This is a genomic window from Aquabacterium sp., from assembly GCF_036273115.1.
In the GTDB taxonomy this organism is placed as follows: domain Bacteria; phylum Pseudomonadota; class Gammaproteobacteria; order Burkholderiales; family Burkholderiaceae_C; genus Aquabacterium.
The window spans coordinates 100,828-125,478 of the sequence record NZ_DASUIN010000002.1 but is presented as its reverse complement, the minus strand read 5'-3'; the positions used below and the strand labels follow the sequence as shown (position 1 = coordinate 125,478).

General features: G+C 61.3%; 16 protein-coding genes. 6 read left to right on the top strand and 10 right to left on the bottom strand.

All coding sequences use genetic code 11. The features are described 5' to 3' along the window. Positions 1–16: 16 nt before the first annotated feature. Positions 17–1,465, top strand: a complete 1,449-nt coding sequence (locus tag VFW72_RS01310) for a deoxyribodipyrimidine photo-lyase (RefSeq protein ID WP_329672453.1) — start codon at positions 17–19, stop codon at positions 1,463–1,465. On the opposite strand, the gene VFW72_RS01305 is transcribed toward VFW72_RS01310, so the two are convergent. The 7 genes from VFW72_RS01305 to VFW72_RS01275 form a co-directional block, all read right to left on the bottom strand. Beyond that, positions 1,466–2,593 (bottom strand): GGDEF domain-containing protein, encoded by a 1,128-nt coding sequence (locus VFW72_RS01305; RefSeq protein WP_329672452.1) that lies wholly within the window; start codon positions 2,591–2,593, stop codon positions 1,466–1,468. Beyond that, on the bottom strand, positions 2,593–9,321 hold the full coding sequence (locus tag VFW72_RS01300) for an Hpt domain-containing protein (RefSeq protein ID WP_329672451.1): 6,729 nt from the start codon (positions 9,319–9,321) through the stop codon (positions 2,593–2,595). The genes VFW72_RS01305 and VFW72_RS01300 overlap by 1 nt, the downstream gene beginning before the upstream one ends. A 13-nt stretch (positions 9,322–9,334) precedes the next feature. After that, the gene (locus tag VFW72_RS01295; protein WP_329672450.1) at positions 9,335–11,668 is read right to left on the bottom strand and encodes a methyl-accepting chemotaxis protein; all 2,334 of its coding nucleotides are present in this window, start codon (positions 11,666–11,668) and stop codon (positions 9,335–9,337) included. Positions 11,669–11,716: 48 nt separating this feature from the next. Continuing rightward, complete coding sequence (locus tag VFW72_RS01290; RefSeq protein ID WP_329672449.1) at positions 11,717–12,256, bottom strand: chemotaxis protein CheW; 540 nt, start codon at positions 12,254–12,256, stop codon at positions 11,717–11,719. An 89-nt stretch (positions 12,257–12,345) separates the two neighbouring features. Further along, positions 12,346–12,711 carry a response regulator gene (locus VFW72_RS01285; protein ID WP_329672448.1) on the bottom strand — a complete coding sequence of 122 codons (366 nt, stop codon included), beginning with the start codon at positions 12,709–12,711 and terminating at the stop codon, positions 12,346–12,348. A 65-nt stretch (positions 12,712–12,776) separates the two neighbouring features. Beyond that, complete coding sequence (locus tag VFW72_RS01280) at positions 12,777–13,187, bottom strand: response regulator (protein ID WP_329672447.1); 411 nt, start codon at positions 13,185–13,187, stop codon at positions 12,777–12,779. Between the two features lie 24 nt (positions 13,188–13,211). Continuing rightward, positions 13,212–13,364 carry a rubredoxin gene (locus tag VFW72_RS01275; RefSeq protein WP_329672784.1) on the bottom strand — a complete coding sequence of 51 codons (153 nt, stop codon included), beginning with the start codon at positions 13,362–13,364 and terminating at the stop codon, positions 13,212–13,214. A gap of 128 nt (positions 13,365–13,492) precedes the next feature. Here VFW72_RS01275 and VFW72_RS01270 point away from each other — a divergent pair, with 128 nt between their 5' ends. The 3 genes from VFW72_RS01270 to mpl are packed head-to-tail and all read left to right on the top strand — an operon-like array spanning position 13,493 to position 17,116. Next, complete coding sequence (locus tag VFW72_RS01270) at positions 13,493–14,443, top strand: hydroxymethylpyrimidine/phosphomethylpyrimidine kinase (protein ID WP_329672446.1); 951 nt, start codon at positions 13,493–13,495, stop codon at positions 14,441–14,443. Beyond that, positions 14,433–15,725 carry a glutamate-1-semialdehyde 2,1-aminomutase gene (hemL, locus tag VFW72_RS01265; protein WP_329672445.1) on the top strand — a complete coding sequence of 431 codons (1,293 nt, stop codon included), beginning with the start codon at positions 14,433–14,435 and terminating at the stop codon, positions 15,723–15,725. The genes VFW72_RS01270 and hemL overlap by 11 nt, the downstream gene beginning before the upstream one ends. Positions 15,726–15,739: 14 nt before the next feature. Then, positions 15,740–17,116 carry a UDP-N-acetylmuramate:L-alanyl-gamma-D-glutamyl-meso-diaminopimelate ligase gene (gene mpl / locus VFW72_RS01260; protein WP_329672444.1) on the top strand — a complete coding sequence of 459 codons (1,377 nt, stop codon included), beginning with the start codon at positions 15,740–15,742 and terminating at the stop codon, positions 17,114–17,116. A gap of 60 nt (positions 17,117–17,176) precedes the next feature. Here mpl and ugpQ read toward each other — a convergent pair whose 3' ends face one another. After that, positions 17,177–17,953: a glycerophosphodiester phosphodiesterase gene (gene ugpQ / locus VFW72_RS01255; protein ID WP_329672443.1), complete on the bottom strand. Its 777-nt coding sequence runs from the start codon at positions 17,951–17,953 to the stop codon at positions 17,177–17,179. A 180-nt stretch (positions 17,954–18,133) separates the two neighbouring features. Here ugpQ and VFW72_RS01250 point away from each other — a divergent pair, with 180 nt between their 5' ends. Both VFW72_RS01250 and VFW72_RS01245 read left to right on the top strand, forming a co-directional pair. Continuing rightward, positions 18,134–22,117 carry an FAD/FMN-binding oxidoreductase gene (locus VFW72_RS01250; RefSeq protein ID WP_329672442.1) on the top strand — a complete coding sequence of 1,328 codons (3,984 nt, stop codon included), beginning with the start codon at positions 18,134–18,136 and terminating at the stop codon, positions 22,115–22,117. A gap of 30 nt (positions 22,118–22,147) precedes the next feature. Next, positions 22,148–22,600, top strand: coding sequence for an HIT family protein (locus VFW72_RS01245; RefSeq protein ID WP_329672441.1), 453 nt, complete (start codon positions 22,148–22,150; stop codon positions 22,598–22,600). Positions 22,601–22,620: 20 nt separating this feature from the next. Here the strand turns inward: VFW72_RS01245 and VFW72_RS01240 are convergent, their stop codons facing one another. After that, positions 22,621–24,150, bottom strand: coding sequence for a methyl-accepting chemotaxis protein (locus tag VFW72_RS01240; protein WP_329672440.1), 1,530 nt, complete (start codon positions 24,148–24,150; stop codon positions 22,621–22,623). A 24-nt stretch (positions 24,151–24,174) separates the two neighbouring features. Continuing rightward, positions 24,175–24,636 carry a cache domain-containing protein gene (locus VFW72_RS01235; RefSeq protein ID WP_329672439.1) on the bottom strand — a complete coding sequence of 154 codons (462 nt, stop codon included), beginning with the start codon at positions 24,634–24,636 and terminating at the stop codon, positions 24,175–24,177. Positions 24,637–24,651 lie beyond the last annotated feature (15 nt).

Here is a 24,651-nt window from a genome sequence, read left to right as displayed (position 1 = left end):
TCAATTTTAGACCCACATGACTGAAATGATTGACGCCGCACTGGTCTGGTTTCGTCGAGACCTGCGTTGCGATGACCATGCCGCGCTGTATTACGCACTCAAGAGCGCGCGCAAGGTATGGTGCGCCTTCGTTTTGGACACCGACATCCTCGATGCCCTACCCCGCCAGGATAGACGCGTCACTTTCATCTTGCGCTCACTGCAAGAGCTGCACGATGGGTTGACACAGGCCACCGGCGGTCTGGGCGGCCTCATGGTTCGCCATGGCAGCGCCGTCACCGAAATCCCGAAACTGGCGGCTCAACTGGGTGTGCAAGCCGTCTTTGCCAACCACGACGACGAACCCGCTGCGCTGACGCGCGACGCCGCCGTACGGGGCCGCCTAAGTGACCAGGGCATGGCCCTCTACACCACCAAAGACCATGTGATTTTTGAGCGAAATGAGGTCCTGACCGGTCAAGGCACCCCCTACGGTGTGTTCACCCCCTACAAGAACGCCTGGCTGAAAAAGATCGATTCGTTCTACCTCAAGGGCTACCCAGTGGAGCACTACACCGCCGCGCTAGCCCCTGTGGCAGCCGACCTGGCCGGTTGGCAGGTCGGTAAGCCTGTGGTGCCCACCGAGAAGGACATTGGCTTCGAGCCTTGCGACGACCTGAAAATTTCACCTGGCATGTCGGGGGCACGCGCCTTGCTGGCTGATTTTCTGCCCCGACTGGATCAGTATCACGAGACACGTGACTTTCCCAGCGTCAAAGGCCCCAGCTACCTCTCAACGCATCTGCGGTTCGGCACCATCTCAATTCGAGAACTGGCCCGGCTGGCTCACGAGCGTGCCCAGAATCGGTCCGAAGGGGCTCAGATCTGGCTGTCGGAGCTGATCTGGCGCGATTTCTATCATCAGATCCTGTTCCACCACCCTCACGTGGTGGGCCACAGCTACAAGCGCGAATACGACCGCATCAAATGGGCCCATGGCGCCCACGCCAATGCCCATTTCAAGGCTTGGTGCGAAGGGCTCACCGGCTACCCTCTGGTTGACGCGGCCATGCGCCAACTCAACCAGACCGGCTACATGCACAACCGCTTGCGCATGGTCACGGCCAGCTTTCTGACCAAGGACCTGGGAATTGACTGGCGAAAGGGCGAAGCCTATTTCGCGGAAAAGCTGCTGGACTATGACTTAGCCGCCAACAATGGGGGCTGGCAGTGGGCCGCCTCCACCGGCTGCGATGCGCAACCGTGGTTCCGCATCTTCAACCCCATCAGCCAGAGCAAGAAGTTCGACCCGACAGGCAAATTCATTCGGCGCTACGTGCCCGAACTGGCCGATCTGCCCGATGCGGCCATTCATGCCCCATGGTTGGGAGGCTTTCAGGTCAAAGGCTACCCCAGGCCCATCGTGGATCACGACGAAGCCCGTGCAGACACACTGAAGCGGTTTGATGTGGTGAAGAAGGCCTGATCAGAACAGCTCCACGTCACCGACGTGGTCGCCTTCCACCTTGATGACGCCATCGCGCACCAAGCCTTCGTAGCACAGCACGCGATTGCGGCCCTGGTGCTTGGCTTGATAGACGCCTTGGTCAGCGCGCGAGAACGCCTGGTTCGGCGTATCCTGGTGCTGCACTTCGGTGAAGCCCAAGCTGATCGTCACGGTCTTGACCTGTGGGAACAGGTAAGACTCGACATTGGTTCGGAAGCGTTCGAAGGCTGCCTTGGCATCTTCCTCGTCACCGCCACGCAGCAACACGACAAACTCTTCGCCGCCGAAACGGTAGAGACGATCGTAGTGACGGAAAGACTGACGCATGATGCGCGCGACCAGCACGAGAACTTCGTCGCCGATCAAGTGACCAAAGCCGTCGTTCACCCGCTTGAAGTGATCGATGTCGACCACGCCGAGCCAGTAACCCGTCTTGGTGTTGGCACGACGCTCCACGGTGGTTTCCATCGGATTGTCGACCACCGGCATCGACGCCTTCAGGAAGGTGGCATCAAAGGTTTGACGGTTCAGCAATCCGGTCAGCGTGTCACGCTGACTGGACTCCAATAGATTCTGGAAGTTGCCGAACACGCGCAGCAAAGTCTGGATCGGGCGCAGGGTTTCCAGCGCCAGAGGTTGCTCCGAGCGAACCTCCAGCACGCCGGGCAGCCCCACTTCGACCAACAAGGGCAACACCGTCACGTAGCGATCGCCTTCGTTCTGGCGTGCCACGGGCAAGGCGTCGGCCTGTTCATCCACTTGCTCCAGAGAGCGCCCCTCCAAGGCTTGGGCCCGGGTGGGATAGTCGGAGTAGGCTGGCAGAGAATCCAGATCAATCCAGGGGGGATCGCTGACCGACAGCTGATTGCGACGGGCCAGGCCACTGCACAACCAGCGACGGACCTCATCTTCTCGGCCGACCAGGCGGTAGACCCCCACACTGCTGACCGTGTTGAGCAACTCCAACACGCCTTGGGCCAGAGTCACATCCAGCTGCTCACGGTCGCGCTGAGCCGTCAGCGAGGCCAGATGAGTGATGGCCTCCTCGGCGACCTGAACTCGATCGCCAGACAAGGTGCCGGTTGGTGACTCAAAAACAGCAGACATCAGCCCTCGACAGATGGGTTGGTTGAAACGGACTGCCCTGCAGCATAACGTGCAACGAGTGCCAGTAACTCTTCTTCGCCATACGGTTTGCCCAGATAGTGGTTCGCACCCAACTCTTCGGCGTAATCGCGGTGCTTCTGAGCGATGCGAGAGGTAATCATGATCACGGGCAGATGGTTGAGACGAACGTCACTGCGAATGTTGCGCAGCAGGTCGAAACCGTCCATGCGGGGCATTTCAATATCAGACAGCACCACCGCTGGCGACTCCTGTGCCAGTATTTCGAGCGCTTCCAGGCCATCTTTAGCCAAAACCACGCGATAACCCTCACGCGAAAGCAGACGTTGTGTGACTCTTCGCACAGTCAAGGAGTCATCGACGACCATGACCAGCGGAGGCAGGATCTCTGCAGGCTCTGTTGGCGCCACTGGCGCGACCGCCCCCACTGAACTGCTGGCCGTGGATTCGGCGCTTTGTGGCGCAAAGGCCTCGGCGGTATAGGCATGCGCCTTCTCACCGTAAACCGTTGCCAGAGCCACTGGGTTGTAGATCAGAGAAACAGCGCCCGACGCCAACAAAGTCATGCCAGCCAGGCCAGGCAGGCGCGACAACTGCGGGCCCAAGTTCTTCACCACCACTTCCTGATTGCCCAGCACTTCGTCCACGTGCAGCGCAACACGCTGCTGTGCCGAACGAATCACGACGATGGGCAAGGAACGCCCCTGCTCCAGACCACGCGGGCTGAGTTGCAGCAAGGCGCCCAACCAGTAGAAGGGCAACACCATCTCGCCGAACAGGTAAGTGCCCGTGCGATAAGCGTGATCGACTTCGGCCGGCTTGGCTCGACGCACCATTTCAATCAGGTGGGTCGGCACAGCGATATTGACCTGGCCGCAACGCAGCATCACAACCTTGGTGACAGCGGTGGTCAAAGGCAGAACCAGGGTAAAGCTGGTGCCCTTGCCTTGCGACGTGCCGGTTTCGATGCGACCGCCCATGGCGTTGACCTCGGAACGGACCACATCCATGCCGATGCCACGCCCTGCCAACTCGGTCACGGTGTCGGCAGTCGAGAAACCAGGGGTAAAGATGAGCTGAGCCAGTTCGGCCTCGGTGGGCTGCGAGTCGGGCTTGAGCATGCCCATCTTCAAGCCCTTCTGGCGAATGCGCTCCAGATCCAGACCGGCACCGTCGTCACGGAACTCGATACTGACTTCGTTGCCTTCCTGGCGCAGCGCCACCACGATGGTGCCAGCCGCGTCCTTGCCTGCGGCCACGCGCTGCTCGGGGCTTTCAATGCCGTGGGTCACGCAGTTGCGCAGCAAGTGCTCAAACGAGCCGGTCATCCGCTCCAGCACACCCCGGTCGACTTCAATCGAACCGCCCACGATGTCCAGGCGAACCTGCTTGCCGGTTTCCTTCGAGGCCTGACGCACGACACGGTACAAGCGGTCAGACAAGCCTTCGAACTCAACCATCCGGGTGCGCAACAGATCGTCTTGCAGGTCACGGGTCAAACGCGCCTGAGCCGCAATCTGGTCTTCTGCGGTTTCCAGCGAGCGCAACAGTGTGCGCTGCACAGTGTGCACGTCGTTGACCGACTCGGCCATCATCCGGGTCAATTCCTGGAACCGGGTATAGCGGTCGAATTCGAGCGGATCGAATTCCTGGCTGGCAGCACGGGCGGCTTCCATACGGGTCGCCAGCTGGGTTTCGGCCTGGAATTCAATGTCACGCAGTTGCTGCCGCAGACGGTCCAGGTTATCGGTCAGGTCGTTGAGCGAACCGCGGATCTGGCCAACCTGTGCGGCCAAACGGGTGCGGGTGATACTGACTTCGCCGGCGTGGTTCACCAGGCGATCCAGGAGTTGAGGTCGCACGCGCACCGCAGCCTGGGTGGTTTGCTGCGCATCGCGCACCTGACGCACCACCGCAGCCGTGCCCAGATGAGGCAAGCCGGACCAGTTGATGACTCGCGCAGTCGCGGCTGGCGTAACGGCAGACTCAGGCGCCGACACATCGACAGCTGGCTGAGCCTCGGCCTCAGTTACGCGGGGTTCGGCTTCGCCTGTCGGCGAGGTCAAATCCAGCAATGCGGCGGCCGCTTCATCAGCCGCAACGGCAGGCTCCTCAACGGGGGCTTCGCGCAACTCATGAACCACCACGGCAGGCTGAGTCGGCTCCAGCGCCACGCGGGTCTGTTCGTCGTAGTTCTGGGCATCGCGCTGACGCAGAGCATCGAACACTTCCACCAGGGCGTCTACACGAGCCTCCAGCGGTTCAACATCTGCTCGTTCGATGACCCCATGCGAGAGCATTTTCTCGATGGAGGACTCGAGTCGGTGAGCCATCTCACCCAGGCGCATCGCCCCAGCCAGGCGCGCTCCGCCCTTGAAGGTATGCAATGTCCGCAGACAGGCCGAAGCGGCAGCGTGCTGGTTGGGCGTGCCCATCCAATGGCGAACCTGACTGGCCAACTCTGGGAGCAGCTCCTGAGCCTCTTCCTCAAAAATGGGGAACAGATCGGCATCGACGTTGTCTTCAGCGTCAATGTCCTCGTCGTCAACCCAGCGCAACTCGACAGGCCCACTCTTGGACACGACTCGCGTGGCCTCCGCGGTGGGAGCCATGGGTTCGAAGGCCTTGAACTCTGGCAAGCCCAGCGGCGCAGGCTGAGTCACGTACTCAGGCTCGGCCTCCACCTCTGGCTCAGGTTCTGCAAGCTGTTCTGGCTCTGCAGCAGCCCGTTCTTGCACCACAGGCACTTCGATCGACTCAGCGGCCTGCACAGGCTCTTGGTCCTCGACCAAATCACCCAAGGGCAAATCAAGGTCGGCCAATTCTGCGGGCTCAATGGACTCGACGGGTTCGACAGACTCCAGGGGTTCCACGAACTCGCTGAGGGTCTCGACCACAGCGGTCTCGAGCACGGCAGGCTCAGCCGATTCCAGTGCATCAACCGCCAGAACCTCGACGGACTCAGCCGCAGGCTCAGCAGGCAACGAGGACTCAGCTGCAGGCAGTGTCAGATCGAGTTCGCCGTGCTCGCTTGCCGGTGCCTCAACCGGGGGAACGAATTCCTCTTCAGGCTCCTGATCTGCAACCAGAATGCGAGCTTCCAGTCGACGGGATGCATCCTGGTCATAGTCTTCCAAACGGCCCATCAACTCTTCTGATGGCGCCTTCAGGAACCCACCGGCGAATTGGTGCAGCAAGCGGCGGATTTCTTCGGCCGCTTCGTTGAACAACTCCGCCGCTGCGGGTTCGCCAGCCCCCAAGGCCTGCGAGCGCATCAAGGAGTGCTCGAGCAGGCGCGCCAGACGAGACAGATCTCGATACCCCACGGTGGCAGAGTTGCCGGCCAGAGAATGCGCCAGGGCGATGATTTCGTCGCTGACCGGATGTTGCAGGTCGAGCGCCCATTCACCCAGAGCCGTCACGAGACGGCGCGACTGTTCATCGGCCTCGTTGAGGTAAATGTTGAACAGGGGCGTGCTGATGCGCAGATCGCCCACCACCTTGACCTGCTCGTCAGCGGCGTCTGCTTCGACTTCAGGTTCAGGTTGGGACAGAGATTCAGGCTGCGCTTCGGTCAAGACCAGCTCGGCCTCAGTGACCTCCACCAGCTCGGGCTCAGCTTGAGCCTCGGGAACTTCGGCCACCACCTCGTCCACCGAGGGCAGATCCAGATCGATCGACTCGAGCAAGGTCTGCACCTGGGCAGTCACAGTGGCCGAGGCTTCTGGCGCCGGCTCGATGAGTTCGACACCGTCATCCAGCACCTCTGGCTCTGGAACCTCCTCGGCGACAACGGGGGCGTCGGCCAAATCGGTGCGCAGATCCAGCGCCAGATCGTCCTCGCCCAAATCGGCAGGCGTGACGACTGCTGCGGTCAGCTCGGGCAACTCGACTGGCTCGACCACGGGAGGCGCAGCTTCCACAGGCTCTGCGAGCTCAGTCGCCTCAACAGACTCAATGATCTCGGCACCCAGATCGAGCACCAAGGCTTGGTCGGCAGAGGGCTCGACAACCGCATCGACGAGCTGAGGGATGGCCTCCGCCTCAGGAACAGCCACAGCGTCGATGACGACGGGCTCAGGAGCGGCCTCGGCCACGGGTGCGGCCACAGGCTCAGGCTGAACTTCAAGCGTCAAGCGCTGGCCTTGCAGACGCAGGGCATCTGCAACGCGGATCACAGGCGCGGCCGACCAGCTGGCATCGCGCTTCTCAGCGATGGCTTCGGTCCAGTCTGCGAAGTAGCCCAACAGCTCGCGGGTCACCGCCAGCAGGTCAGCACTGGCAGGCTCGTGCGAGGCCAGCCAGGCGTTGTACATCTGCTCGCTGGCCCAGCCACCTTCCCCAAACTCCTTGAGGCCCACCATGCGTGAGCTGCCCTTGAGGGTGTGGAATGCGCGGCGCACCGCGGTCAGCAGACCGACGTCATCAGGTTGATCTTGCAGGTCGTTGACCGCCTGCAGGGCATCGGAAATGACTTCGCGCGCTTCCTCCAGGAAGATTTCGCGCATTTCATCGTCTTCCTCCAGCCCGGTGGGTTCGGCCACGGCGACAGGTGCCGGAGCCAGGGGCGCCTGGGGAGGGAAGGCAGGAACTTCGGGCTCATCCAAGCCGACGGGGTCGGTCACCGACTGAGCGAAATCGGCCATGACCTGCGCCACTTGCTCGCGGGCGGCAGCCACGGCTTCGTCATCGTCGGCCACTTTCGCCGATTCGATGGCAGCTTGCGCCGCAGCCAGGGAGTCAGCCAGCTCGGTCTGCTCTTTGACAGCGTCGTTATCGACCAGCTTTTGCAGGCTCTCTGACACCTCGTTGAGGCACACGTCTTCGCGCTGCAGCGACTCGACCACGTTTTCTGCAACAGTCTGAGCTTCTTCCAGCTGAACTTGCTGAACGTGCTGAGCCACGGCCTCGACCGGGTCATCCAGTTCGGCTGGCGGCAGCTTCTCGCGGCCCATGACGGGCGACAACACGCCCGTTTCGGGATTGAATTCAAACAGCGACTTGGCCAAGGTGGGCTGCACGCCCATCATGTCGATCAGGAAACCCAGGGCGCCCAGATTGGTCGCCAGACGATCGAACACGCCCGCCTCTGCGGCCTGGTCGACCGAAGCATCGGCCACCAGCAGGTGTTCGATGTCTTCGCGCATGCGAGTCACAGCCTGCGCGGCCAGGTTCAGGCCCAGCACTGCCAGCACGCCCTTCATGGACTGCAGCTGCGACGGCACGTTGGTCAACGGGGTGTGATCGGCAGGATCCCGGAAATACTGGTCGATCTGCTTTTCGGCTTCCGACAATGTGGCGCGCAATTCCTGCACCACACTGCCAATGGTCTGGCGATCAGAGACCCGACGGTACAGGTCTTCCATCCAACCTTCCAAGGGCTGGGCAGCTTGCCCCTGGCTGACCGCAGTAATGCGCTCGGCCAAACGGCGCACGCGCTGCTGCTGATCGGGGTGATCGAACTCACCATCTTCCAGGGAGGCTTCGAGATACAGCAAGCTGGTGGCCACTTCCATGGCCAGGCTCGTTTCTGGCCCTTGAGCCGATTGCACCGTCTGAGCGACAGCCTGAGACAAGGCATCGGCCAACAACTGGCCATCAGGATAGAGGCGACGCAGCGAATCAGCCACGAGCGCGAACTGTTCGTTCAGACCGCCCAGGCGCAGCAACTCGCCGGCGGCCACAGCCGACCAGCCATCTTTCGCACCGGAAACGCGCTTGATGGCTTGGGTCACCCAAGCGGGGTCATAGCGACCCAGGTTGGACGATTCCAGGTCCACCGGTTTGTGTCGCTCCAGACCAAAGGTCTTGCGAACACTGGCCAGCACAGAGTTGATCTTGCCGGGCTTCTCCACCGCCTGAGCACAGAAGAACAGCAGTTCGTGCGCGAGACGGTCTGAAGGCACGGCTTCGCCCTTGGCCAGCACACGCAACTGGGCCAGCAGAGACGACAGCACGCGCTTGGCATGCACATTGAGTTGCAGACCACGAGAGGCCAATGCCTCAAGGAAACCACTGGCCAGCATCCAGGTGGCCGCCTCGCGGTGAGCCTTGCGGCCCATGGCGCCGGCTGCCAGAGAGGCGCACAGTTCGGCCAGGGTTTCGCCCTGAGCCAACTGGCCACGCATCAACATGAGCAAGCCGGTTTCGAAGTCTCCGATGACCTGCGCATCAGACTCGCGCGGCTTCGCATCGGCTGGGGGTTGCAGAGGCGCTTCCAGGGACACTGTGGGCCAGTCTTGCGACCACAGGTCGATGGGACGCGCCATGGTGTTACCCAGGCGAGCGGCCAGCGCCTCGTACTGAGGGAACATGGCCAGCGCAGGCACGGGCTTGCCTGCCAGCTTGCGGCTGATGTAATCCAGCAGCGCAAACGAGGCACGCTCGATGTCGCGAACGGCATCTTCCGTGATGGCTTGCGGCCGGTTGACGAACTTCTGAACCAAGGACTCGCTGGCGCGCAACATCGTGGCGCCGGCGGTCAGTCCGGACAGTTCCAGGGCGCCTACGCCCTGATGGATCTGCTGGCGGGCCGTACGCAACACGGCCGGGTCCAGCGCATCCAGATCGGATAACCCGGTTGCCGACGCCTCCTTGAGACAGCGGTTCAGCGCCTTGTGGGCCGAATCCAGGGATTTGCGCAATTCCTCATGCACCCAAGCCAGGGCACTGAGGTCGTCTGACAGGGGCGTATTTTGGAGGCTATCCATGGGTCACAGATGGTCAGGCAATCTTGAATCGAGCCACCGATTGTTGGAGTTCTTCAGCAGTCTTGGACAGCTCTCGAACCAACTGTGTCGTCGAGCGGGTACCTTCACCGGTCTGCTCGGTCACCGCGAAAATGTGCTGGATGTTGGACACCACCACATTCGCAGATTCGGCTTCGCGCAGGGCTTGCGCAGAAATCTGTTCAATCAGTTCAGCGAGTTGACGCGACACGCGGTCAATGTCACCCAGAGCAGAACCGGCCGCGTCAGACAGTCGGGCCCCTTCCACCACACCCTGCGTGGAGCGTTCCATAGCGGCCACAGCATCTTGGGTATCGGTCTGAATGGTGCGCACCAGCGCGGCAATTTCGCGGGTCGCATCGGCTGAACGTTCCGCCAGACGCTGCACTTCTTCGGCCACCACAGAGAAGCCGCGACCGGCTTCACCGGCGGACGCCGCTTGGATGGCGGCGTTCAGAGCCAGCACGTTGGTCTGTTCGGTAATGTCAGAAATCAGTTCAGTGATTTCACCGATTTCCTGCGACGATTCACCCAGACGCTTGATTCGCTTGGAAGTTTCCTGGATCTGCTCACGGATGGTGTTCATACCGCCGATCGCGTTTTGCACCGCAGACAGACCGGTATCGGCAGCGGCCAGCGATTGGCGCGCCACTTCAGCGGACTGCTGAGCTTGTGCAGACACTTCGTTAATCCGGCCGGCCATGTGCAGCACCGACTCACCGGTTTCACGAATTTCGCGCAGCTGTTCGTCAGAGGCTGCCAGCAGTTCAGTCGAGGTCGATTCCACCTGTTGCGTGGTTTCGGACACCCGGCCCACCGTGCCCTGCACTTGCGCCACCAGGTTACGCAGCTCTTCCACCGTGAAGTTCACCGAGTCGGCGATCGCGCCAGTGATGTCTTCGGTCACAGTGGCTTGTTGCGTCAAGTCACCTTCCGCAACCAGTTGCAGTTCGTTCATCAGTCGCAGAATCGCAGCCTGGTTGGCGTCGTTCACGCGCTTGGCTTCACGCTCCAGACGTTCCGCTTCCTGACGCTGGAATTCAGCGATGTGACGACGGTGAGTCTGGTCAGTCAGGAACACACGCAGCAAGCCATAACCCGCGGCAACCGTGGTGGCCAGGAACAGCAGAATCATGACGATGGTGAAACCACCCACGCCCGCCCCCTCGGCCAGACGCTTCTGAACTTCTTCCAGCCCCTTGCGCAGGGGTTCGCTGTCGTCAATGATGGCCACTTGCGCATCACGCGAAGCCACCAGACCTTGCAGGGTGCCCAGAATGAAAGAGGCCTGAGCTCGTGTGCCCTCGAACAGCTTTTGCAAGCCTTCCAGTGGTTCGCGAATCTCGGGATCCTTGATGGCAACCAGTTTCAGATCATTGTTGCCCTTGAGCAGGCCTTCGGTGATTTCCTTGAACTCGTTGAGGTCCTTACCCAGCAGGAACACCGCTTCGGTCGACACCCCTTCCACGGTCAGGAATTCGTTGGCCGACTTACCGATACGCTGGGTCAACATGACCAACTGGGTCAGCGCACGCGACTCAGCTGGACTCAGACTACCCTTTTCGATGCGACTCTGAGCAATGGCTTCAGCCAGATCCAGCAACTCGGAAGATTGGCCATTGACTTCACGCAATGCTTGCGACACTTTGGTCAGCGTGGCCTTTTGGCTTTGCACATAGTTGGCATTCTTTTCAGCACGATCCACCAGCGGCAGCAGCGGGGTCAGGGCTTCCTTGGCGGCCTTGGGCACCTCGGTCAGCCCCAGGCTGCTGTCACCCTTGGCCAGGCCGCGCACATTGCTGGCCAAAATCTTGGAGCTTTCCGCCACTTCGACGAAAGCCTGAGGTCGACCGATCAAAGCCTGCGACACAGACTTCGCCAAACGCTGCGACTGCATCAGCGCCTGACCGGTTGCACCCGCCTGAGCAGCACGCTTGTCAGCGGAGTTCACGGCCAGGAAGGCGCTGAACATCAGGCCCAACACGCCGACCGCCAGGGCGCCGCCCAGTGCACGCTGCTGGCGATCCAGGCGGAGGTGGCCAATGACTGGCAGACCCGACTTGGGCTCGGACAGCACGCTGTCGCCTGCGTCTGCTTGCTGCTGGCGGTTCTCGTGGTAGTCGGGCGGGAACTCGGAGGGGGCCGCTTCCGAAATGATCGAATCAACGGTGGTCGAGGCCCCGGCCTGAATGGTGGATTGAGGGCTCAGGGTGTCGATCGACTGGGATCCGGCGGCCGTCACCAAGCCTTCCGTGCTCAACGATTCGGGCGCGACCTCGTGGCCGTCTTGCGATTTGCCCATCTCCTTGATTCGACTCAGGAAACTCATCCTATTACTCCAAACAGTCAGTTATGCGCTGCGTGGCGCTTTGTCCAATCAGACATCGACCTTCAGGAAGGTCTCATCTGCCACCAGCGCAGCCAGATCCAGCTCGTACCAGGCGCGCCCTTGAGAATCGACCAGTTGCTGGCCGACAAAATGGGGTTTGTCACCCGAAGCATTCGGGTTGGGCTGAAGGCTGGCGGGGTTACGCAAGCCTTGCAGTTTGTCGATCAGCAGCGCTGCATTCGATTGCAGGCCGGAGTTCAGGGAAACCAAGCGCCCAGCGTCCTTGACGCCGGCTTCAACTGGCCTGCGCCCTGCTCTCTCTGTCAGCCCAAGGAACGCCCCCAGGTCGACGACACCGTGCAATTGCCCCCGGAGATTGGCCACCCCTAAAAACCAGGGCTGGCTGTGCGGCGCCACCTGAATCACGCTCAGGGGAAAAATTTCGCCGATTTGGTCCAGAGGCAACAAAAAACCGTAACCGGCCACGTCAACAGCCAGCCAATTACGCGTTGGCGCCTGTTCGCGAACCTTTTGAAGCCGCTCAGCCAGACGCTGTTGCAACTCCCTCAGGGCTTCCTTGTTGGCCATCAGAGTGTGTGTTTGGTTGAACCCAACCTGCGCTCATGTCAGCACAGGCATCGACGTGACTGCCAAATTCAGGCTTCTTGAAACCCGAATCAGCCAAACGCCTTTATTTTCGACATCAATTCGTCAGGATTAACAGGTTTCACGACGTAATCTTTTGCGCCCTGTCGCATTCCCCATACGCGGTCGGTTTCCTGGTTCTTGCTGGTGCAAATGATCACAGGCACGTCGGCGAATTGAGGATCACGCGTAATGGCGCGCGTCAACTGGAAGCCATTTTGCCCCGGCATGACGACGTCCATCAGGATCAGATCCGGCTTTTCTTCCTGCAGGCGACGCCAGGCGTCTTCACCATTCTCGGCTGTGCGCACCTGATAGCCACGCTTGGTCAGCATCTCCGACAGAGCGTGCAACTCGGTTTTGGAATCGTCAACAAGCAGAATTTTCTGGATAGGCATATTGAACCTCGATGCGAACCGAATAGAGCCGCCTCAGCGCGACCCCCAGGTAATCCCTGACTGATTTATTTATTGACTGCCAAAGCGCTGTACTGCGCTACGGCTTGCAGCAACTGATCTTTGGTAAATGGCTTGGTGAGGTAATCCTGCGACCCCACCATGCGACCCCGAGCCTTGTCAAACAAACCGTCTTTGGAAGACAGCATGATGACGGGCGTGGTCGTGAATCTTGGATTGCGTTTGATGATGGCGCAAGTCTGATAACCATCGAGACGCGGCATCAATATGTCGCAAAAAATCACATCAGGATCATGATCATTGACTTTGGAGAGGGCATCAAACCCATCCTCGGCCAAAACAACCTCATATCCCCCCTGCTTCAGGAAGATTTCCGCGCTACGGCGAATGGTGTTGCTGTCATCGATGACCAGGACCTTTTTGGTCGCTGGATTGGCGGAAGCGTCAGCTGCAGTCACAGACCCGTCCCTTCAACAAAAAAGTCAGACTTGAACCATTTCAAAGTCTTCTTTGCGGGCACCACACTCTGGGCAAACCCAGTTCATGGGGACATCTTCCCAGCGGGTACCGGGAGGAATGCCCTCTTCCGGCAGTCCAGCTGCCTCGTCATATATCCAACCACAAATCAGGCACATCCAAGAGCGGAAAGTGTTCACGATGGTATCTAGCGAGCTTGAATACAATGGGGCGATTGTAGCCACCGCCCGATCGGCAAACCCGCGGGTTTGCAGGCAACGGCTGCCCCTTTTCACGGTTTCACCACATGAATCAGCCCGTCAAAGGCTTGTCGCCAGACCAAGCGACCCCAGAGGACCAGGAAGCCGCTTCGCCTGCCTGCGTGTTGAGTTTCAACACCAATGACCCCAGCGGCGCCAGTGGCATTGGTGCCGACATTGCCACGATTTCAGCCATGGGCGCACACGCCTTGCCCGTGGTCACCAGCCTGCTGATCCGCGACACCGCCGAGGTATTCGAGTCACACGAGATCGAGGCCGACGCCATTGCAGAGCAGGCGCGCTCCATTTTGGAAGACATCACCATCGCGGCCTGGAAGGTCGGTTTCCTGGGTGGCGCCGACGGTATCAGCGCCGTGGCAGAGATTCTGTCCGACTACCCCGATACCCCGCTGGTGTCGTATTTGCCCAATTTATCCTGGCTGGATGATGAAGCCCAGATGTCCTATTTGGATGCCTTCAAAGAGCTGATATTGCCAGCCACGTATTTGTTGGTCGGAAACCACAAAACACTGACCGATTTCCTTTTGCCGGATTGGGATTCGGAGCGCGCGCCCTCAGCCCGCGAATTGGCGATTGCCGCCAGTGAGGCCGGCGTGGAATATGTGCTGGTGACCAGCATGCCTCTGCCCGACCAGTTCATCGACAACGTGCTGGCCTCCCCCCAAGGCGCTGTGGCTGGGGAACGGTTCGAGCGATTTGAAGCCAGTTTCGTGGGGGCGGGCGACACCTTGTCAGCCTCCATCGCAGCCATTCTGGCCAGCGGCACCGCCATCGAGGTGGCCGTGACCGAAGCGCTGAGCTTCCTGGATCAGTCTCTCGACGCTGGTTTCCGGCCCGGCATGGGCAACGTGATCCCCGATCGCTTCTTCTGGGCCTTGCCCCCCGGTGAGCAACCAGAGGGAGGCGAAGAGGCCTCCGACAGCGCCGCCCCGTCTGACGACACCCCTCCTGCACCCACTTCTCGCCATGTCCACTAACGCAGCCCTGTTCGAGCGCGCTCAGCGCACCATCCCCGGCGGCGTGAACTCTCCGGTTCGCGCCTTCCGTGCCGTTGGCGGCACCCCCCGTTTCATCAGCAAGGCGCAAGGCGCCTACATCTGGGATGCCGAGGGCCAGCAATACATTGATTACATCGGTTCCTGGGGCCCGATGATCGTCGGCCACGGGCACCCCGAGGTGCTGGAAGCGGTGCAGAAGGCCGTGGTCGATGGCTTTTCGTTTGGCGCCCCCACCGAGCGCGAGGTCGAACTGGCCGAGGAAATTCTGAAGTTGGTGCCCAGCGCCGAGCAGGTTCGTCTGGTCAGCTCGGGCACGGAAGCCGGCATGAGCGCCATTCGCCTGGCTCGCGGCTACACCGGTCGCAGCAAACTGATCAAGTTCGAAGGCTGCTATCACGGCCACGCCGATGCCCTGCTGGTGAAAGCAGGCTCGGGTCTGGCCACCTTTGGCCACCCCACCAGCGCCGGCGTGCCCCCTGAGGTGGTGCAGCACACCATCGTGCTCGAATACAACAACATCGAGCAGCTGGAGCAGGCGTTCGTCGAGCACGGACACCATCTGGCCTGCGTGATGATTGAAGCCATTGCCGGCAACATGAACTTCGTGCGGGCCTCGGTGCCTTTCATGAAGCGCTTGCGCGAGCTGTGCACCGAATACGGCGCCTTGCTGGTGTTTGACGAGGTCATGACCGGCTTCCGCGTGGCCCTGGGCGGCGCACAAAGCCTGTTTGCGCAATGGATTCCAGGCTTCAAGCCCGACCTGAGCGTGTTCGGCAAGGTCATTGGCGGCGGCATGCCCCTGGCGGCTTTTGCCGGCCCGGCTGAGATCATGGCGCAGTTGGCGCCGCTAGGCCCGGTCTACCAGGCGGGTACCTTGTCGGGCAACCCGGTGGCCACCGCCTGCGGCTTGGCCACGCTGAAAATCATCCAACGCCCCGGTTTTTACGAGACCCTGGGCCAGCGCACCCAGTCGCTGATGAGCGGTCTGGTTGACACCGCCAAGGGTTGCGGTGTCGAGCTGTGTGCCGACAGCCTGGGCGGCATGTTCGGCTTTTTCTTTGCCGACCAACTGCCGCAGAACTACGGACAAGTCATGGCCAAGGGCAGTGAGCGTTTCAATCGGTTCTTCCACGCCATGCTGGATCGCGGCGTGTACCTGGCCCCAGCCATGTATGAAGCCGGCTTCGTCAGCGCGGCGCACACCGAGCAAGACATCGCCCGCACCCTCGAAGCCGCCAAACAGGCCTTCACCGAGCTGTAATCCAGGCGATCACCATGCACATTCACATTCTTGGCATTTGCGGCACCTTCATGGGTGGCGTGGCCGCTCTAGCTCGGGAAGCGGGCCACAAGGTCACCGGTTGCGACGCGGGCGTTTACCCCCCCATGAGCGACCAGTTGCGCGCTCTGGGCATTGAGCTCATCGAAGGCTATGACGCCGAGCAGATCCAGCTCAAACCCGATCTGTTCGTCGTGGGCAACGTCGTGTCTCGCGGCAACGCCCTGATGGAAGCGATTCTGGATGCAGGTCTGCCCTACACCAGCGGCCCCCAGTGGTTGAGCGAAAACGTGCTGCAGGGTCGTCATGTGCTGGCTGTAGCTGGCACCCACGGCAAAACCACCACCACCTCCATGCTGACCTGGATTCTCGAAGCCTGCGGTCTGGAGCCCGGCTTCCTGGTCGGAGGGGTGCCTCAGAACTTTGGTGTTTCAGCTCGATTGGGCCTGACCGCGGCCGAAGGTGCCCCGGCCTCAGGTCGCCCCTTCGTGATCGAAGCCGATGAGTACGACACCGCGTTTTTCGACAAGCGCAGCAAGTTCGTGCACTACCGCCCTCGCACGGCCGTGCTCAACAACCTCGAGTTCGACCATGCCGACATCTTTGTCGACCTGGCCGCCATCGAAACCCAGTTCCACCACTTGGTGCGCACCGTGCCCCGTTCGGGTCGACTGGTGATCAACGCCCGCGAAGACAGCCTGCAGCGCGTACTGGAGCGTGGCTGCTGGAGCGACACCGTGCGCTTTGGCGTGCGCGGCGACACCCCAGGCTTCCGTGCCCGAGGCGAACCCCACGCCTTTGACGTTTTGAAGGCTGGCGTGCTGGTGGGCCGTGTGGAGTGGAGCCTGCTGGGCGAACACAACCAGATGAACGCGCTGGCTGCCATTGCCGCAGCAGAACACGTGGGCGTGACGCCCCAGGCTGCCTGCGAGGCCCTGGGCCGCTTTGCCAACGTGAAGCGTCGCCTTGAATTACGCGGCGAGGTGCGAGGCATGACGGTGTACGACGATTTCGCCCACCACCCCACCGCCATTCGCACCACCGTGGACGGCCTGCGGCGCAAGGTGGGCCCCGAACACCGCATCCTGGCCGTGTTTGAACCACGCTCGAACACCATGAAGTTAGGGACCATGAAGGCGCAACTGCCTTGGTCTCTCGAGGAAGCCGATCTGGCCTTCTGCCACAGCGGCGGACTGGGCTGGGATGCCCACGAGGCCTTGCTGCCCATGGGTGATCGCGCGGTGGTGGCAGACAACATCGATGCGCTGGTCACCAAAGTGGTCAAGGCCGCTCGCCCAGGCGATCAGATCTTGTGCATGAGCAACGGCGGCTTTGGCGGCATTCACGACAAGCTGCTCAAGGCGCTGGCCTGACCCAACGTCACGGCCCGAGACGCTCTCGGGCCGCCCGCACGCTTTCCGCGCTATCGCTACTTACCTGACCTGCTCGCGCGCCGCCGCTCCGAACAGATCGACGCGATCAGTGATCAAGCCATCCAGCCCCGCAGCAGACAAGGCTTGAGCGCGATCAGAATCATTGACCGTGTAAGTCAAGGCCTTGAGCCCTTCTGCGTGAATGGCGGCAATGCGTTGGGCATCGAGATGAGTGTGGTTGACCACCAAGGCCACACACCCAAGATCCCTCGCCAGCGCCAAGCCGTTGTCGATCCAGCTGTCTAGCAACAAGGCTCGGGGCAAATCAGGCTGGGCCGACTGCGCGGCCCGAAGCGAGTCGACCTCGAATGAACTCAGCAAAGGCGGCACGGCCGCCCCCAACCACAGGCGCGCCGCCTCGTTGGCCACGACTTCGCCGCAGCGCACCGCATCTCCCGGCCCCGGCTTGATTTCCAGGTTGACAGTGCATCCGTTGGCCTGCAACCAAGCTGCCAGTGTGGCCAAACGCAACAAGGGCTCGCCGGTGTAGATGGGACTGTGCCAACCGCCGGCATCGAGTTGCGCCAATACGCTCCAGGGATGCTCAACCGCCACGCCCTGGCCATTGGTCGTTCGCTCCAACGTGGCGTCGTGCAACAGGTAGGCTTCCCCGTCGGCACTGAGGGTGGCGTCACACTCGAACATCACAAAACCTCGGGACGCCCCCTCCCGAAATGCCGCCAAAGTGTTTTCCGGCGCCAGCTTGCCGGCGCCGCGGTGGGCAATCCAGAAGGGATAGGGCCAGCCCTCGGCCCACGGATTGGTGTGCTGCGTCATGCCCATGAGCATAGGCCAGAACCAGCCGCGGGAACCCCCAGCCGCGATCAGGGCATCCCCCTGTTTGGTAACATCCCCCCTCAGGCGCGAAATACCAATCCCTGTCCGCGCCGGGCCCGTTTTGCACGAACCCGGCGCCATGACCATTTGTTCACCGGCCTTTTCGCGTCTGGCGCACTCATGAACGCACCCACCGAGCTGACTCACGTGACCGCCCAGGCCGCTGCCCATCTGCACGACGGCCAGCCCCGCCTGCGCGAGATTCCCTACAACTACACCTCGTTCTCAGACCGCGAAATCGTCCAGCGTCTGCTGGGCCAGCGCGCCTGGGAAGTGCTGAGCCTGCTGCGCACCGAGCGCCAAACCGGTCGCTCCGCCCGCATGTTGTACGAAGTACTGGGCGATGTCTGGGTTGTGCAGCGCAACCCCTACCTGCAAGACGACCTGCTCGACAACCCCAAGCGTCGTGCCATGTTGATCGACGCCCTGCACCATCGCCTGGGTGAAGTCGACAAACGCCGCACCCCAGGCAGCGACGCCTCTCGCGATTCCCTGGTGGGCGAGTTGCTGACCGCAGCCCGGGCCGCAGTCGACCGTTTTGCGAAGGCGTTTGACCAGATGGGCGCGCTGCGCGTGCGCACCACCAAGGTCTTGGGCAAGGTCACCAAGTCAGACAACATCAAGTTCGATGGCCTGAGCCGCGTGTCTCACGTCACCGACGCGACCGACTGGCGTGTCGAGTACCCCTTCGTGGTCCTGACCCCCGATACGGAAGAAGAAATGGCGGCCCTGGTCAAGGGTTGCGTCGAACTGGGCCTGACCATCATTCCCCGTGGGGGCGGAACCGGCTACACCGGTGGCGCCGTGCCGTTGACCTGGAAGAGCGCGGTGATCAACACCGAAAAGCTCGAACAGATGACCGAAGTCGAGATGGTGACGCTGCCCGGTGTGGACAAGCCCGTGGCCACCATCTGGACGGGTGCCGGCGTGGTCACCCAGCGGGTGGCCGATGCCGCTGAGCGCGGCGGTTTTGTGTTCGCGGTCGACCCCACCTCGGCAGAAGCCTCTTGCGTGGGTGGCAACATCGCCATGAACGCTGGCGGCAAGAAGGCAGTGCTGTGGGGCACGGCGCTTGACAACCTGGCTTCGTGGCGCATGGTCACCCCCAACGCCGAATGGCTGGAGGTGGTGCGCCTGAACCACAACCTGGGCAAGATCCACGACGTCGAGGTGGCCAGCTTTGAGTTGCGTTACTTCGCAGCCGATGGCAAGACACCGCTGCGCACCGAACGCCTGGACATCCCTGGCCGCACCTTCCGCAAAGAAGGCCTGGGCAAGGACGTGACCGACAAGTTCTTGGCTGGCCTGCCCGGCATCCAGAAAGAAGGCTGCGACGGCCTCATCACCAGCGCGCGTTGGGTGGTGCACCGCATGCCCAAGCACGTGCGCACCGTGTGTCTCGAGTTCTTTGGCAACCCAACCGAAGGCGTGCCTTCGATTGTGGAAATCAAGGACTTCATGTTCGAGGAAATGAAGCAACCAGGCGGCGCCATTCTGGCTGGCCTGGAGCACCTCGACGACCGCTACCTGCGCGCCGTGGGCTATGCCACCAAGAGCAAGCGTGGCACCCTGCCGAAGATGGTGCTGGTGGGCGACATCGTGGGCGATGACGAAGACCGTGTGGCCCGCGCCACCAGCGAAGTCATTCGTCTGGCCAATGGTCGCTCGGGTGAAGGCTTCGTTGCCGTGAGCGCCGACGCCCGTAAGAAGTTCTGGGCCGACCGCAAGCGCACTGCCGCGATTGCCAAGCACACCAACGCCTTCAAGGTGAACGAAGACGTGGTGATTCCGCTGCCGCGCATGGGTGAGTACACCCTGGGCATCGAGCGCATCAACATCGAACTGAGCCTGCGCAACAAACTGGCCTTGGTCGACGCGTTGCGCGCCTTTGTGGCCAGCGGCAACCTGCCCATGGGCAAAGTGGAAGACGCGGAAGACCTGCCCAGCCCAGAGCAACTCACCGAAAAGGTGAACGCGGCCCTGGCTCGCCTGGACACGGTACGCGGCCGCTGGCAGTTCCTGTACGACAACATCGACGTGCCTTTGACCTCGGTGTCGGACCAGCTGGCTGCATTGGGCTACGAACAGCATCGCAACGGCACCTATACGCCCGCTGAAGGCGACACGGTGTTCAACCTGCTGCAGACCTGGTCGATTCGGGCCAGCTGGAAGAGGGAAATCCGCGACGAGCTGGCCAAGATCTTCAACGGTGGCGCCCTCAGCCCCATCGTCGACGAACTCAAGCGCATCCACAAGCAAGTGCTGCGTGGCCGCGTGTGGGTGGCGCTGCACATGCACGCCGGCGACGGCAATGTGCACACCAACATCCCGGTCAACAGCGACAACTACGAGATGCTGCAAACGGCGCACGAAGCCGTGGCTCGCATCATGAAGCTGGCGCGCAGCCTGGACGGCGTGATCTCTGGCGAGCACGGCATCGGCATCACCAAGCTGGAATTTCTGTCAGACGACGAAATTGCCAACTTTGCGGCCTACAAGGCCAAGGTCGACCCAGAAGGCCGCTTCAACAAGGGCAAGCTGCTGCGCGGCGCCGCCCTGAAGGCACTGGGCGATGACGTCCACGCCGCCGACCTGACCGAAGCCTACACGCCTTCGTTCGGCCTGATGGGCCACGAATCGCTGATCATGCAGCAGTCGGACATTGGCGACATTGCTGCCTCGGTGAAAGACTGCTTGCGCTGCGGCAAGTGCAAACCGGTGTGCGCCACCCACGTGCCACGCGCCAACTTGCTGTACAGCCCTCGCAACAAAATTCTGGCCACCTCGTTGCTGGTCGAAGCCTTCCTGTACGAAGAGCAGACCCGCCGCGGCGTGTCGATCAAGCACTGGGAAGAGTTCGAGGACGTGGCCGACCACTGCACGGTCTGCCACAAGTGCCACACCCCCTGCCCGGTCAAGATTGACTTTGGCGACGTGTCGATGAACATGCGCAACTTGTTGACCAAGTTGGGCAAGAAGAGCTTCCGCCCAGCCGGTGCTGCCGGCATGGCCATGCTCAACACGAATAACCCGCAGACCATCAAACTCATCCGCTCCGCTCTGGTCGATGTGGCCATGCCGCTGCAGCGCTTGGGCAACGATGTGCTGAAGGTGGTGGCCCGCAAGCAAACCAGCGCACCGCCGGCCTCCGTGGGACGAGCCTCGTTGAAGGAAGAGGTGATCCACTTCGTCAACAAGAAGATGCCGGGTGGCCTGCCCAAGAAGACCGCCCGCGCCTTGCTGGACATCGAAGACAAGGACTACGTGCCCATCATCCGCGATCCGAAGAAGACCACGGCCGACACCGAAGCCGTCTTCTACTTCCCGGGTTGCGGCTCGGAACGCTTGTTCAGCCAGGTCGGTCTGGCTACCCAGGCCATGCTGTGGCATGCCGGCGTGCAAACCGTGCTGCCTCCGGGCTATCTGTGCTGCGGTTACCCACAGCGCGGCTCGGGCCAGTTCGACAAGGCCGAGAAGATGATCACCGACAACCGGGTGCTGTTCCACCGCGTGGCCAACACGCTGAATTACCTGGACATCAAGACGGTGGTGGTGAGCTGTGGCACCTGCTATGACCAGTTGCAGGGCTACCAGTTCGACAAGATCTTCCCGGGCTGCCGCATCATCGACATCCATGAGTACCTGCTGGAAAAGGGCATCACTCTGCCCAAGCAAGGCGCTTATCTGTATCACGACCCCTGCCATACGCCAATGAAGCAGCAGGATCCGATGAAGACCGTCAAAGCCCTGCTGGGCGATGCCGTGATGAAGTCGGACCGTTGCTGCGGCGAAGCCGGCACCCTGGCCGTGAGCCGCCCGGATGTCTCGACCCAGATCCGCTTCCGCAAGGAAGAGGAAATTCGCAAGGGTGAAGCCGCTTTGCGTGACCAGGGCCTGATCGGGGCCAAGGACAACGTGAAGATCCTGACGTCCTGCCCTGCCTGCTTGCAAGGCCTGAGCCGCTACGGCGAAGACTTGCAGAACGGCCTGCTCGAAGCCGACTACATCGTCATCGAGATGGCCAATCAGATCCTGGGTGAGAACTGGATGCGCGAGTACGTGGACCGTGCCAATGCCGGCGGCATTGAACGCGTACTGGTCTAAGCTGGTCTAAGCGGAACAGGAAACCCCCACATGGATCAGAACCAGACCACGCCCAGCAAGCAGCCTCACTGCGAGCTATGCCAGCAAGACGGTGGCATGTTGGTGGCACGCACCGACAAGCTGCGGGTCATCCGTGTCCTCGACGCGGATTACCCCGGCTTTTACCGTGTGATCTGGAATGACCATGTGGCCGAGTTCACCGACCTGGTTCCGACCGACCGCAGCCACCTGATGCAAACCGTGGCCAAGGTGGAAACTGTGGTGCGGGCCGCTCTGCAACCCACCAAAGTGAACCTGGCCACGTTGGGCAATGTGGTGCCCCACTTGCACTGGCATGTCATTGCCCGCTTTGCGGACGATCGCCACTTCCCGCAGCCCATCTGGGGGCAGCCCCAACGTGAAGTGGCCGCCGACCGCTGGCAGGCGCTGATCAGCCGCCTACCCGAAGTCGATCGCGCGATTGAACAGGCCTTGTCGGCCTGAGGACTCGGCTCTCAGCGACCTCACTGGGTCAGCTGAAAGCGCTCGACGACCTCGGCCAGCGTGCGTGCCTGTTGCTTGAGGCTTTCCGCAGCGGCGGCCGACTGTTCGACCAAGGCGGCGTTCTGTTGGGTCATCTGATCAAGTTGCGTCACAGCCAGGTTGATCTGGCCAATGCCATGCGACTCTTGCTCAGCGCCACGTGAAATCTCGCTGATGATTTGCGTGACATGCTCAACGCCATTGACGATGTCGCGCATCGACTCACCGGCCTCCTGAACCAGTCGCGTGCCAGCTTCCACTCGCTCGCTGGAGGCGCCGATCAGGGTCTTGATCTCTCGAGCAGCATTGGCGCTACGCTGCGCCAAAGAACGAACCTCACCCGCCACCACGGCAAAGCCTCGGCCCTGCTCGCCAGCACGCGCAGCCTCCACCGCCGCATTGAGCGCCAGAATATTGGTCTGGAAAGCAATGCCATCAATCACGCCAATGATTTCATTGATGCGACGTGAGGCGGAGTCGATTTCAGCCATGTTCGACACCACATGCTGCATGACCTCTCCGCCCTTGCGAGCCGATTCAGCGGCACTGGAGGCCAGGCTGTCAGCCGAACGGGCCGCATCGGCGGTATGCCGAACGGTGGTGGTCAGCTGAACCATCGACGAGGCTGTTTCCTGCAGACTGGAGGCCGTGCTCTCGGTGCGTTGGCTCAGGTCGTGATTGCCCGAAGCAATCTCCACCGAGGCAGTGCCGATGGACTGCGCGGCTTGTTTGACCGTGTTGATCGACTGAGACAGTTGTTGCGCCATGCGTGCCAGTGCATTGAGCAACTGGCCGACCTCGTCATTCTGATGCGAAGCATGCACCCGGTCAAAACGACCTTCTGCCACTTCGTTGGCCGCGTCAACGGCCTGAGCGATGTCAGCTACGACTCGTCGCTGCGTGATCCAGGCCAGGCCCAGGCCAGCGCCTGCTGCCAGCAGCCCCACCAAGGCCATGCCCGCCTGAGTCCAACGCGTATCGCGCTCCAGCTTATCCAGATCGGCGTCCACACCCTCCTGAATCATGCCAACCAGGGTGGTCAACTGACCTACCAGTTTGCGGTAGTTGTCATCCGCAGTCTGCAACGCGGCAATGCCGGTGTTGGGATCCATGGCAGCCATGTCCAGCGCATCGTCTGCGGACTTCACATAGGCCGCCAGGGACTGCGTGAATCCGGCCTTGATCGATTCTGACTTGTCCGCCTTGCTCAGGCTGGCGTCGAGCATTTGCCGAACTTTGGCCGCATCATTTTGCAGGCGCGTGCGTACGTCCTGGATTTGCTGCTCACTCATCGAGTTGATGATGGTGATCGACTTGTAGAGCGTCACGTGGGCATTCGAGATGTTTTCCCGAATGCCAGCAACCGCCAACTGAGTCATGCCACTGGTTTCGTTGGCCTGCTGCGTCCGATCACGGTACGCACTGAGGGTAAAAACAAAACCTGCCAGCGCTAAAAACAAAGCCGCGCAGGCAAAACCTGGTGCGGCCATCAGTTTGGTCCGTAGCTTCACGCCAAACTCCTCAGTGGGTCAACATCATTTGTAGATGCCACCGCAAACGACACTGTCATCCAGGCGTTCGCAGTACATGGACTTGGGCTCGATCTTCTTGTTCTCCGGATTGGTGAACTTGTAGTCTTGCCAGAACGAGGCGTTGGTCTTGGCCAGATCCACACGCTCTTTGACGAAAGCCTTGCCGTCCACGTCTTTGAGCTCGATGAGGTTCTTGCCAATCATCTTGGCGTTGGCGCCATGGGCCCGCACCGTGCCGTCCAGCCCATAGACGACCAGATAAAGATCCTGGTTGTGCCAGGCCTTGTTGTCCTTGTCACTGAACTCGGCATAGGCCTTGTCATGCGAGTTGGCCTTCACATAGGCCACACCCTTCTTCACCATGGCGACCGCGTCGTCTTTGGTCGCGCCACCCTCGGCCGCATAAGCCCAGGCAAAAGCGACCGACATGAACAAGGGTACTGCGTTGGCAAAACGAATCTTCATGGATCGCTCCTGTTG

Coding starts and splice junctions, on each gene's coding strand:
- hemL (WP_329672445.1), top strand. CDS start 14,433: ATGTCCACTAACGCAGCCCTGTTCGAGCGCGCTCAGCGCACCATCCCC.
- VFW72_RS01250 (WP_329672442.1), top strand. CDS start 18,134: ATGAACGCACCCACCGAGCTGACTCACGTGACCGCCCAGGCCGCTGCC.
- mpl (WP_329672444.1), top strand. CDS start 15,740: ATGCACATTCACATTCTTGGCATTTGCGGCACCTTCATGGGTGGCGTG.
- VFW72_RS01285 (WP_329672448.1), bottom strand. CDS start 12,711: ATGCCTATCCAGAAAATTCTGCTTGTTGACGATTCCAAAACCGAGTTG.
- VFW72_RS01245 (WP_329672441.1), top strand. CDS start 22,148: ATGGATCAGAACCAGACCACGCCCAGCAAGCAGCCTCACTGCGAGCTA.
- VFW72_RS01305 (WP_329672452.1), bottom strand. CDS start 2,593: ATGTCTGCTGTTTTTGAGTCACCAACCGGCACCTTGTCTGGCGATCGA.
- VFW72_RS01300 (WP_329672451.1), bottom strand. CDS start 9,321: ATGGATAGCCTCCAAAATACGCCCCTGTCAGACGACCTCAGTGCCCTG.
- VFW72_RS01295 (WP_329672450.1), bottom strand. CDS start 11,668: ATGAGTTTCCTGAGTCGAATCAAGGAGATGGGCAAATCGCAAGACGGC.
- VFW72_RS01275 (WP_329672784.1), bottom strand. CDS start 13,364: ATGTGCCTGATTTGTGGTTGGATATATGACGAGGCAGCTGGACTGCCG.
- VFW72_RS01235 (WP_329672439.1), bottom strand. CDS start 24,636: ATGAAGATTCGTTTTGCCAACGCAGTACCCTTGTTCATGTCGGTCGCT.
- VFW72_RS01290 (WP_329672449.1), bottom strand. CDS start 12,256: ATGGCCAACAAGGAAGCCCTGAGGGAGTTGCAACAGCGTCTGGCTGAG.
- VFW72_RS01270 (WP_329672446.1), top strand. CDS start 13,493: ATGAATCAGCCCGTCAAAGGCTTGTCGCCAGACCAAGCGACCCCAGAG.
- VFW72_RS01310 (WP_329672453.1), top strand. CDS start 17: ATGACTGAAATGATTGACGCCGCACTGGTCTGGTTTCGTCGAGACCTG.
- ugpQ (WP_329672443.1), bottom strand. CDS start 17,953: ATGACGCAGCACACCAATCCGTGGGCCGAGGGCTGGCCCTATCCCTTC.